The 12,625-nt window shown below is 74.2% G+C and carries 1 protein-coding gene; it reads left to right on the forward strand.

The genetic code is table 11. The features are described 5' to 3' along the window. Window position 1 precedes the first annotated feature (1 nt). Window positions 2-12,598, forward strand: coding sequence for a non-ribosomal peptide synthetase (locus C8E87_RS28735; protein ID WP_133875963.1), 12,597 nt, complete (start codon window positions 2-4; stop codon window positions 12,596-12,598). Window positions 12,599-12,625: the final 27 nt, after the last annotated feature.

Raw genomic sequence — 12,625 nt, forward strand, 5'->3', positions numbered from 1 at the left:
CGTGACCCGACAGACCCGTACGGTCGACGACATCCTGCCGCTCTCCCCGCTGCAGGGGGGTCTGCTGTTCCACAGTGTCTTCGACGAGTCGGCGCCGGACATCTACACGGTCCAGTCGACCTTCCACCTGACCGGCCCGCTCGACGCGGACCGGGCCGCCCGAGCCGCCGACGCCCTGCTGCAGCGCCACGCCAACCTGCGGGTGGCGTTCCGCCAGCGGGCCAACGGCGAATGGGTGCAGCTGGTCGCCACCCGGGTGCGGCGGCCGTGGACGGAACTGGACCTGAGTCACCTCGCCGCGGAACAGGCCGACGCCGAGGCGCGCGCGGCAGCGGTGGCCGACCGGGAGCGCCGCTTCGACACCGGGCGCCCGCCGCTGATCCGGTTCCTGCTGATCCGGCTCGGCGACCTGAGTCACCGCCTGGTCCTGACCGTCCACCACACCCTGCTGGACGGCTGGTCGCTGCCGACCCTGCTCCAGGAGTTCTATGCCCTCTACCTGTCCGGCGGGGACCCGCGCGGGCTGCCCCCGGTTGTGCCCTACCGGAGCTACCTGGAATGGCTCGGGCGGCAGGACACCGGCGCCGTCCAGGCCGCGTGGGACGACATGCTGTCCGGTCTGGCCGCACCCACCCGGGCGGCGGCCGGCCGGGCCTTCACCCCCCGGGATCCGGGCCGGGCCCAGTTCGGCCTCTCCCCGGCCGCGACCGCGGCGCTGACCGCCCGGGCCCGCGCGGCCGGGGTCACCGTCAACACGGTCGTCCAGACCGCCTGGGCGCTGGTCCTGAGCGGGATGACCGGCCGCGACGACCTGGTGTTCGGCGTGACGGTCAACGGCCGTCCGGCCGAGCTGCCCGGCGTCGAGTCGATGGTCGGCCTGTTCATCAACACGCTGCCGCTGCGGGTCCGGATCCGGCCCGGACAGACCGTCGGCGACCTGCTCACCGAGGTGCACCGGCAGCAGGTCCGGCTGACCGAGCACCAGCACGTCGGGTTGTCGGAGATCCAGCACCGCGCCGGCCTCGGGCCGCTGTTCGACACCTCCGTCGTCTTCGAGAACTTCCCGTTCGACGACTCGACCGGCCTGGCCGCGGACGCCGACGCGCTGCGGGTGACCGGGGCGGAGAGCCATTCCGCCAACCACTTCCCGCTGAGCCTGGTCGCCATGCCGCAGGACACCTTGCGGTTCAAGCTGTTCCACCAGCGGGAGCTGTTCGACGACGCGGCGGTCGCCGTCATCATCGACCGGTTCCGCCGGGTGCTGGACGAGGTGGTGAACCGGCCCGGCCAACCGACCGGCCGGGTCGAGCTGATCACGGCCGCCGAGCGGGAGGAGTCGCTGTCGTACGCGATCGGCCCCGTGCCGCGGACGAGCGGCGGCACCCTGCCGGAGCTGTTCACCGCCCAGGCGCGCCGGACCCCGGACGCCCCCGCGGTGCTGGCCGGCGGCCGCTCGCTGACGTACCGCGAGCTCGACGCGCGGGCCAGTCACCTCGCCGGTGAGCTGATCCGCCGGGGGATCGGGCCCGGCCGTACGGTCGCTGTGCTCCTGCCACGCGGCGTCGAGCTGGTGGTGGCGCTGCTGGCGGTGGCCAAGTCGGGTGGCGCCTACGTTCCCGTCGACCCGGCGTACCCGGCCGGCCGCATCGCCGCGATCCTGCAGGGGGCGGCCCCGCGGCTCGCCGTCGCCGAGCCCGGCACGGTTCCCGAGGGCCTCGACACGCTGGCGGTCACCGACGCCGAGGCCGGCTCGTTCACCGTCGCGCCCCGCCCCCACGACCCCGCTTATCTGATCTTCACCTCCGGGTCGACCGGAAAGCCGAAGGGCGTCGTGGTCGAGCACCGGTCGCTCGGCGCCTACCTGACCCGCGGCCGCACGGCGTACCCGGACGCGGCCGGAACCGCCCTCGTCCACTCGTCGGTGGCCTTCGACCTGACCGTCACCGGGCTGTTCATCCCGCTGGTCAGCGGGGGTTGCGTGCACGTGGCCGAGCTCCCGGACGCGACCGGCGGGCCCCGGCCCACCCTCCTCAAGGGCACGCCCAGCCACCTCGCGCTGCTGGACACCCTGCCGGACACGGTCTCACCGTCCGGCACGCTGATCCTGGGCGGTGAGGCGCTGCGCGGCGAGGCGGTGCGCGGCTGGCGCGAGGCGCACCCCGAGGCGCAGGTCATCAACGCGTACGGGCCCACCGAGGCGACCGTGAACTGCCTGGAGCACCGGATTCCCGCCGGCGCCGAGGTGGCGGACGGACCTGTGCCGATCGGCCGGCCCTTCGCCGGCGCCCGCACCTACGTGCTCGACGCCGCGCTCCGGCCGGTCGCATCGGGCGTGCCGGGCGAGCTGTACGTCGCCGGCGTGGTGCTCGCCCGTGGTTACGCCGAGCGTCCCGACCTGACCGCCGAGCGGTTCGTCGCCGATCCGTTCGGCCCCGCCGGCGAGCGGATGTACCGCACCGGCGACCTGGTGCGGTGGCTCCCCGAGGGTGCGCTGGAGTACGTCGGCCGCGCCGACGACCAGGTGAAGCTGCGCGGCTTCCGGATCGAGCCGGGCGAGATCGAGGCGGTCGCGGCGGCCTCTCCCGGGGTGACCCGGGCGGTGGTCGTCGTCCGCGGGGAGGGGGCGGACCAGCAACTGGTCGCCTACCTGACCCCGGGCACGGTGGGCGCCGACGCGGTGCGCGCGCACCTCGCCGCGGCCCTGCCGGAGTACATGGTGCCGGCCGCGATCGTGGTCCTCGGCGAGCTCCCGCTGACCCCGAACGGGAAGGTCGACCGCGCGGCCCTGCCGGCCCCCGAGGAGATCGTCCGGATGGCGCCGGTGCGGCGCGGCCCACGGGACCCCCGCGAGGAACTGATCGGCGAGTTGTTCGCCGGGGTCCTCGGCCGTGCCGCGGTCGGCCCGGACGACGATTTCTTCGCGCTGGGCGGCCACTCGCTGCTCGCCATCCGCCTGGTGAGCCGGCTGCGCTCGGCGCTGGGCACCGAGATCGGCGTACGCCACGTCTTCCAGAACCCCACCCCGGCCGCGCTGGCCCGCTCGATGGGCGAGGGCGGCCAGGCCCGCCCGGCGCTGCGAGCCGGCGCCCGCCCCACCAGGGTGCCGCTCTCCTACGGTCAGCAGCGCTTGTGGTTCCTGCACCGGCTGGAGGGCCCGAGCCCGGTCTACAACCTGGCCTCGATCATCCGCCTGGACGGCCCCCTGCGGATCGACGCGCTGCGGGCGGCGTACGGCGACGTGATGCGCCGGCACGAAAGCCTGCGTACGGTCATCGAGCAGGACGACAGCGGCGCGTTCCAGGTGGTGCGACCGGCCGGCGAGCCGGACCTGCCGGTGCTGCGGGTCACGGAGGAGGAGCTGGACCAGGCCCTCGCCGAGCACGCCCGGTACGCCTTCGACCTGGCCCACGAGTGTCCACTGCGGCTGACCCTGTTCGAGCTCGCCCCCGACCGGCACGAACTGCTGGTCCTGCTGCACCACATCGCCGGCGACGGCTGGTCGACGCCGTTGCTGGCCCGCGACCTGACCCGGGCGTACACCGCGCGGGTGGCCGGGCACGAACCCGGCTGGGCCGCCCTGCCCGTCCAGTACGCCGACTACACGCTCTGGCAACGCGAGCTGCTCGGCGCCGAGGACGACGAGTCCAGCGTGGCCGCCCAGCAGCTCGGCTACTGGACGAAGGCCCTGGCCGGCCTGCCCGAGGAGCTGGATCTGCCGTTCGACCGGCCGCGCCCGGCCGTCGCGTCGTACCGCGGTGGCGACGTGCCCCTGCGGCTGCCGGCCGATGTGCACCGGCGGGTGGCCGAGCTGGCCCGGACCCGCAACGTGACCACGTTCATGGTCGTGCAGGCCGCGCTCGCGGTGCTGCTGTCCCGGCTCGGCGCGGGCGCCGACATCCCGCTCGGCACACCGGTCGCCGGGCGGCTCGACGAGGCGCTGGACGACCTGGTCGGCGACTTCGTCAACACCCTCGTGCTGCGCACCGACCTGTCGGGCGATCCGACGTTCGCCGAACTGCTGACCCGGGTACGCGAAGCCGACCTGGCCGCGTACGCCCATCAGGACCTGCCGTTCGAGCGGCTGGTCGAACTCCTCAACCCGGTGCGCTCGCGGTCGCGTTCGCCGCTGTTCCAGACGATGCTGGCGTTCAACAACAACAGCCAGCAGGGCAATGCCGAGGCGATCGCCCAGCTCGCCGACCTCACCGTCACCACCCGCGGCGTGGGCAGCGGCGCGGCCAAGTTCGACCTGGCCTTCAACCTCCGCGAGCAGTTCGCGGCGGACGGCACGCCCGACGGCATGACCGGCATCCTGGAGTTCGCCACCGACCTGTTCGACCGCGGCTCGGCCGAGCGGCTGGTGGCCCGGTTCGGTCACGTCCTGGCCCGGCTGGCCGCCGATCCCGAGCTGCGGGTCGGCCACGTCGACGTGCTGCTCGACGAGGAACGCACAACGGTGCTGGAGGGCTGGAACGCCACGGAGACGCCGCTCGCCGCCCGCTGGCTGCTGGACCGGATCGAGCAGCAGGCCGCCCGGCGCCCCGGCGCGCCGGCGGTCGAGGCCGCGGACGGAACCCTCAGCTACGCCGAGCTCAACGGGCGGGCGAACGCCTTCGCGCGGTTGCTGCGAGAGCGCGGGGCCGGGCCGGACAGGTTCGTGGCGGTGGCCCTGCCGCGCACGGCCGACCTGGTTGTCACCCTGCTCGCGGTGCAGAAGGCGGGGGCCGCCTACCTGCCGATCGACCTGGGCTACCCGCCCGAGCGGGTGCGCCTGATGCTGGCCGCGGCGGCGCCGGTGACGATCGTGACCACCACCGGGCTGCGGCCCGGGTTGCCCGGCACCGACGTGCCGGTGATCCTCCTGGACCGGGAGGACACCACCGGCCACGCCCGTGACGACCTCGACGTGCGTACGCCGGGCGGGTGTGCCGCGTACGTCATCTTCACGTCCGGATCGACCGGCGTGCCCAAGGGCGTCGTGGTGAGCCGGACGGCGCTGGACAACTTCCTCGCGGCCATGGCGGCTCGCACCCGGATGGGCGAGGACGACCGGCTGCTGGCGGTCACCACCGTCGGGTTCGACATCGCCGGCCTGGAGCTTTATCTGCCGCTCGCGACCGGCGGGACGGTGCTGGTGGCGACCCGCGAGGACGTCCTCGACACCGACGCGCTCCGGGCCGCGCTCACCGGCCGCGGGGCAACCGTCGTGCAGGCGACACCCACGCTCTGGCAGGCGGTCGCCGGGCGGGACGCGTCCGTGCCGGCCGGGCTGCGGGTGCTGGTCGGCGGGGAGCCCCTGCCGCCGTCGCTGGCGGTGACCCTGTCCCGGCACGCCGCGAGTGTCCTGAACGTCTACGGCCCCACCGAGACCACGATCTGGTCGACCGCGGCCACTGTCGACGGCCCGACGCCCGGCATCGGGCAGCCGATCGACAACACCCGGGTCTACGTGCTCGACGCCGCGCTGCGCCCCGTGCCGCCCGGTGTCGTGGGCGAGCTCTACATCGCCGGCTCGGGGCTGGCGCGCGGCTATCAGGGCCGGTCGGCGTTGACGGCGGAACGGTTCGTCGCGGCCCCGTACGGACCGCCGGGAACCCTGATGTACCGCACCGGCGACGCGGTGCGCTGGACCGCCGACGGCCGGCTCACCTTCGTGGCGCGCACCGACAGCCAGGTGAAGGTGCGCGGCTTCCGGATCGAGATCGGCGAGATCGAGTCGGTGCTCGCCGCCCACCCGGACGTGACCGCAGCCGCGGTGGCCGTCCGGCCCAACCCGGCGGGGGAGCGCAGGCTGGTCGCGTACGTCGTCGTGGAGCCGGAGACCGCGCTCGCCGACCTGCGCAAGCATCTGTCTGAGACGGTGCCCGAGTACATGGTGCCGGCGACCTTCATGGTGCTCGACGCGCTGCCGCTGACGCCGAACGGCAAGGTGGACCGGAAAGCGCTGCCCGACCCGGTCGACCAGTCCGTGCCGTCCGGGCGGCTGCCGCGCTCGCCGTACGAGGAGATTCTGTGCGAGCTGTTCGGCGAGATCCTGAACCGCCCGCAGGTGTTCATCGACGACGACTTCTTCGTCCGGGGCGGGCACTCGCTGGCCGCGATGCGCCTGGTCAGCCGCATCCGCTCGGTGCTCGACGTGGAGCTGCCGATCGGCACGCTGTTCGAGTCGCCGACCGTGGCGGGGCTGGCGGCGCACCTCGGCGAGGCCGCCGCGCAGAGCACCCCGCTGGTCGCCGGGCCACGCCCGCCCCGGCTGCCGACGTCGTTCGCGCAGCAGCGGCTGTGGTTCCTCAACCAGTTCGAGGGGCGGCACAGCCCGACCTACAACGTGCCCGCGGCCCTGCGGCTCACCGGATCCCTGGACCGGGATGCGCTGGCCGCCGCCCTGGCCGACGTGGTGTCCCGGCACGAGGCGCTGCGCACGGTGTTCGGCGAGGACGAGCAGGGGCCGTACCAGCAGATCCTGGCGGTGGCCGGCCCGACCCTCACCGTCGAGCAGGTCAGCGAGGACGACCTGCCGGCGCGGTTGACGGCGCAGGCGCGGCAGGGGTTCGACCTGTCCGGTGAGATCCCGTTGCGTGCCCACCTGTTCGACGTCGCCGCCGGGGAGCACGTGCTGCTCCTGGTCATGCACCACATCGCCGGCGACGGCGGCTGGTCGATGCCGCTGCTCGTCCGCGATCTCGCTGTGGCCTACCGCGCCCGGTCCGCCGGCGCGGAACCCGGCTGGCAGCCGCTGCCCATCCAGTACGCCGACTACACCCTCTGGCAGCAGCGGCTGCTGGGCTCGGCCGACGACCCCGCGAGCGAACTGTCGCGGCAACTCGGCTACTGGCGTACGGCCCTGGCCGGCGCGCCCGAGGAGCTGACCCTGCCGGTGGACCGCACCCGGCCCGCCACCTCGGCCAACCACGGCGGCGAGGTCCGTTTCGAGATCCCGGCGGAGCTGCACGCGGGGCTGGAGGAGCTTGCCCAGCAGCATCGGACGAGCGTCTTCATGGTCATGCAGGCCGCGGTCGCGGTGCTGCTCTCGCGGGTCGGCGCGGGCGACGACATCCCCATCGGCACGCCGACCGCGGGCCGCACCAACGAGGCCCTCGAACAGCTCATCGGCTTCTTCGTCAACACCCTGGTCATCCGTACGGACCTGTCCGGCGATCCGGGCTTCACCGAGGTGCTGGCCCGGGTCCGGGAGACCTCGCTGGCCGCCTACGCCCACCAGGACGTGCCGTTCGAACGCCTGGTGGAGGAGCTGAACCCGGACCGGGGCCTGGCCCGGCACCCGTTGTTCCAGACGATGGTCACCTGGAACAACACGCGGCACCGGCCGGAGGACGTCACCAACCTGCCGGGACTGGACCTGCGGGTGACCGAGGTCGGCACCGGGGTCGCCACCTTCGACCTGCTCTTCGCCTTCACCGACGTGCGCGGCGAGAACGGCGTGCCGACCGGCGTGAAGGCCCGGCTGGAGTTCAGCACCGACCTGTTCGACGAGTCCACCGTGACCCGCCTGGCCGAGCGGCTGGTGCGCGTGGTGCGGGCGGTCGTGGCCGATCCGGCGCGGCCGGTGCACCGCATCGACGTGCTCGAGGACGCCGAGCGCCGGCTCGTGGCGGCGGTCAACGAGACCGCCCGGGCGCTGCCCGCGGCCTCACTCGGGGAGCAGTTCGCCCGTCAGGTGCTCCGGACGCCGGACGCCGTGGTGGTGTCCACGCCGGAGCGCGACGTCACCTACCGGGAGCTCGACGCCTCGGCCGACCGGATCGCCGCCGAGCTGGCCCGGCACGGCGTGGGCCCGGAGCAGATCGTCGGGGTCGCCCTGACGCCCGGCGCCGGCCTGGTGGCGGCCCTGGTCGCGATCCTCAAGACCGGGGCGGTGTACCTGCCGCTCGACCCGCAGCACCCGGCCGGCCGGCTGGCCGTCGTGCTGGCCGAGGCCCGGCCGCGGGTCGTCGTCACCACGTCCGGCACTGCCGCCGGGCTCCCCACCGGGGACGTCCCGGTGGTGCTGCTCGACCGGGAGCTGCCGGACGCGCCGCCGCAGCGCACGCCGCCCGGGTTGTCCCTGGACCACCCGGCCTACGTCATCTACACCTCCGGGTCGACCGGCCGGCCGAAGGGCATCGTGATGCCGGGCCGGGCGATGGTCAACCTGCTCGCCTGGCACCGGGAGGAGGTGCCGAGCCCCGACGGCACGGTGGTCGCGCAGTTCACCGCGATCAGCTTCGACGTCTCGGTGCAGGAGATGCTTTCCGCCCTGCTGCACGGCAAGACGCTGGCGGTCTGCCCGCCCGACGTCCGGCGCGACCCGCGGGAGCTGGCGCGGTGGCTCCGCGCGCGCCGGGTCGGTGAGCTCTACGCGCCCAACCTGGTCGTGGACGGCGTGCTGGAGGCGGCCGGCGAGATCGGCGACGGCCTGCCGGAACTGCGGCACGTCGTGCAGGCCGGCGAGGCGCTCACGCTGCGGGAACCCGTACGGGCGCACCACGCGGCCGGTCGTGCCAGGCTGCACAACCACTACGGCCCGGCGGAGACCCACGTGGTCACCGGTTACACCCTGCCCGCCGACGTGGCCGAGTGGCCGGCCACGCCCCCGATCGGCCGGCCCATCGGCAACACCCAGGTGTACGTGCTGGACGCCGGGTTGTCGCCGGTGGCCCCCGGCGTGGTCGGCGAGCTCTACATCGGCGGCGCGAACCTGGCCCGCGGCTATCTGCGGCAACCGGAGATGACGGCCGAGCGCTTCCTGGCCGACCCGTACGGTGTTCCAGGCGCCCGGATGTACCGCACCGGTGACCTGGCCCGCCTCACCCCGGACGGTCTGCTGGAGTACGTCAGCCGCTCCGACGATCAGGTCAAGCTGCGCGGTCACCGCATCGAGCTCGGCGAGATCGAGACCGCCCTGGCCGATGCCCCCGGTGTGCTGCGCGCGGCGGTGATCGGCCGCGAGGACCGGCCGGGCGACAAGCGGATCGTGGCCTACGTCGTACCGCGGGACGGCTCCGACCTCGACGAGGCCTCGCTCCGCCGGCACCTCGCCGCCTCGCTGCCCGACTACATGCTGCCGTCCGCTTTCGTCGCGATGGACGTGCTGCCGCTGACCCACAACGGCAAACTGGACCGGCGCGCGTTGCCGGCGCCCGTTCACCACGCCCCGGTCACCGGCCGGGGGCCGCGGTCGCCGCAGGAGGAGATCCTGTGCGACCTGTTCGCCGACATCCTGCACCGGCCCGCTGCCGGTATCGACGACGACTTCTTCGCGCTGGGCGGGCACTCGCTGCTCGCCACCCGGCTGGTCGGCCGGATCCGCTCGATGTTCGGCGTCGAGGTCGCGGTGCGTCAGGTGTTCGAGACCCCCACGGTCGCCGGCCTGGCGCAGAGCCTGGGGGATGCCGGAGCGTCCCGCGAGAGGGTGCGTCCGATGCCGCGGCCGGAACGGCTGCCGCTCTCGTTCGCCCAGCAGCGGCTCTGGTTCCTCCACCAGCTGGAAGGTCCCAGCCCGACCTACAACCTGGCGAGCGCGCTGCGGCTGACGGGCGCGCTGGACGTGGGGGCGCTGCGGCTGGCCCTCGGCGACGTGGTGGCGCGGCACGAGAGCCTGCGTACCGTGTTCGCCGCCGACGGTGACGGCCCGCACCAGGTCGTTCTCGACGCGGTGGAGCCGGCTTTGCCGGTGGTGCCGTGCCGCGACGACGAGGTGGAGGCCCGGATCGCCGAGGCGACCGCCCACGGCTTCGACCTGGCCCGGGAGATCCCGGTCCGCGCGGTCCTGCTCCGGCTCGGTCCCGACCGGCACATCCTCGTCGTCGTCCTGCACCACAGCGCCGGCGACGGCTGGTCGGTGCCGGTGCTCGTGCGCGACGTCGCGGTGGCCTTCGCCGCCCGGTGCGACGGCGCCGCCCCCCAGTGGCCGGTGCTGCCGGTGCAATACGCGGACTACACCTTGTGGCAGCGCGGCCTGCTGGGCGCCGAGGGTGACGAGGACTCGGAGCTGTCCCGCCAGCTGAGCTTCTGGCGGGGAGTGCTGACCGGCCTTCCGGACGAGGTTCCGTTGCCGCTGGACCGCGCTCGGCCCGCGGTGGCGTCGTACCGCGGCGGGCGGGTGCCGCTGACCGTGCCGGCCGCGGTGCACGCCGGTCTGGCCGAGCTGGCGGCCCGGCACAGGGTCAGCGTCTTCATGGTCGTGCAGGCGGCGGTGGCGGCGCTGCTGTCGCGGCTCGGCGGCGGCGTCGACATCCCGATCGGGTCCCCGGTGGCGGGCCGTTCCGACGACGCCCTGGAGGACCTGGTCGGGTTCTTCGTCAACACGCTGGTGCTGCGGACGGACCTGTCCGGCGACCCGTCGTTCGCCGAGCTGCTGTCGCGGGTCCGCCAGGCCGATCTGGCGGCGTTCGCGCACCAGGACGTGCCGTTCGAGCGGGTGGTGGAGGCGGTCAACCCGGCCCGTTCCACGGCGCGGCACCCGCTCTTCCAGACCATGCTGATGTGGAACAACACTCCGGAGGGGGACGGCGACAAGATCTCGCTGGCGGGCCTGACCGCCCAATCTGTTCCGGCCCCGGCCGGCGGGGCGAAGGTCGACCTGAACTTCAACCTCTCGGAGCGGCGGGGCGCGGACGGCGAGCCCGCCGGGCTGGGCGGCACCCTGGAGTTCGCGCTGGACGTGTTCGACGCGACCACCGTCGAGCGGTTCGCGACGTGGTTCGTGGGGTTGCTCGAGCAGGTGGTGGCGGCGCCGGAGGCCCGGGTGGGCGGTCTGCGCCTGGGCTCCGCCGAGGAGTCGGCGCGGCTCCTGGCGGCGGGCGTCGGCGTGCCGTCGGTGGTGCCGCCGGGATCGTTCGCCGACTGGTTCGCCGACATCGCGGGCCGCACGCCGGCGGCCCCGGCGATCGAGTGCGGCGACCGGTCGCTGTCCTACGCGGACCTGGACGCGGCGGTGAACCGGTTCTGCCGGCGGCTTCGCGACGCCGGGGTGGGCCCGGGCTCGTCGGTGGGAGTGGTCCTGCCCCGGTCGGTGGAGCTGGTGGTGGCGCTGCTGGCGGTGAACCGGGCCGGTGCGGCCTATGTTCCGGTCGACCCGGGACATCCGGCCGAGCGGGTGAATTTCGTGCTGGCCGACGCGGAGCCGACCGTGGTGGTGACGAGCCGGGCGACCGATCCGGCGGCCACCCCGGACGTTCCGCGCCTGTTCGTGGACGACGCCGTCCCGCGGCCGCGGAGGCCGCTGGAGGACCCGGCGATCGCCGTGCCCGGTTCGGCGCCGGCGTACACGATCTACACGTCGGGCTCGACGGGCCGTCCCAAGGGTGTGGTCGTGACCCGCGACGGGGTCGCCAACTTCCTGCACTCGATGGCTGACCGGTGTGGCGCCGCCCCCGGGGACAGGCTGGTCGCGGTCACCACCGTGAGCTTCGACATCGCGGTGCTGGAGCTGTTCCTGCCGCTCGTGACCGGCGGGACGGTGGTGCTGGCCACCCAGGACGTGGCGGGCGACCCGGTGCCGCTGGCGGCGCTGGTGCGGGCCTCGGCCGGCGCCCCGGGTTCGCTGCTGATGCAGGCGACGCCCGGTCTGTGGCGGGCCCTGCTGGAGGTGGATCCCCAGGTCGTGGCCGGTGTTCGGGTCCTGGTCGGCGGTGAGGCGCTGCCCGCCGATCTGGCCGGACGGCTGGCCGCGTCGGCCGGTTCGGTGTGCAACATGTACGGGCCGACCGAGACGACGGTGTGGTCGACGATGTCGGCTGTGCGCGCCGGCGAGGCCCCGGACATCGGCGGGCCGATCGGCAACACCTCCGTCTACGTGCTCGACGAGAGCCTGCAGCCGGTTCCGTCCGGGGTGCCGGGCGAGCTGTACATCGCCGGCGCGGGTGTGGCGGCAGGCTACCGGCGCCGGGCGGGGCTCTCCGCGGGCCGATTCGTGGCCGATCCGTTCGGGCTGCCCGGCTCACGCATGTACCGCACGGGAGACGTCGTCAGGTGGCGTGCGGACGGCCGGCTGAGCTTCGTGGGCCGGGCCGACGACCAGGTGAAGGTGCGCGGGTTCCGGATCGAGCTCGGCGAGGTCGAGTCGGTGCTGCTGGGGCACCCCGAGGTGGCCAGGGCGGTGGCGGCGGTACGGGACGAGCGCCTGATCGGCTATGTCGTCCCCGTCCCGGGGGCGGTGCTCGACGGCGCCGAGCTGCGGGAGTTCGCGGGACGCTCGGTGCCGGACTACATGGTGCCGGCGGCGATCGTGGTGATCGACGAGGTGCCGCTTAACCCGTCGGGCAAGGTCGACCGGCGTGCCCTGCCGGCGCCGGAGAGGCGGACGGGTACCGGCCGGGCCGCGGCGAACGAGCGCGAGGAACTGCTCTGCGCGATCTTCGCGGATGTGCTCGGGCTGCCGGAGGTCGGTCCCGAGGACGACTTCTTCGCCCTCGGCGGTCACTCCCTGCTCGCCGCGAAGATGGCCGCCCGGGTCCGCGAGCGCATCGGCGTGGAGGTGACGATCCGCACCATCTTCAGCCGGCCGACCGTGGCGGAGCTCGCCGTCTGGTCGCAGGCCGAGGCCGGTCCGGTCGCCACGGCGTCCCGCCCCGCTCTGCGAAGGAGGAACGCCTGATGAGGCATAGGAAACGTATAGAGGGCG

This window comes from Paractinoplanes brasiliensis (assembly GCF_004362215.1).
Classification (GTDB): Bacteria; Actinomycetota; Actinomycetes; order Mycobacteriales; family Micromonosporaceae; genus Actinoplanes; species Actinoplanes brasiliensis.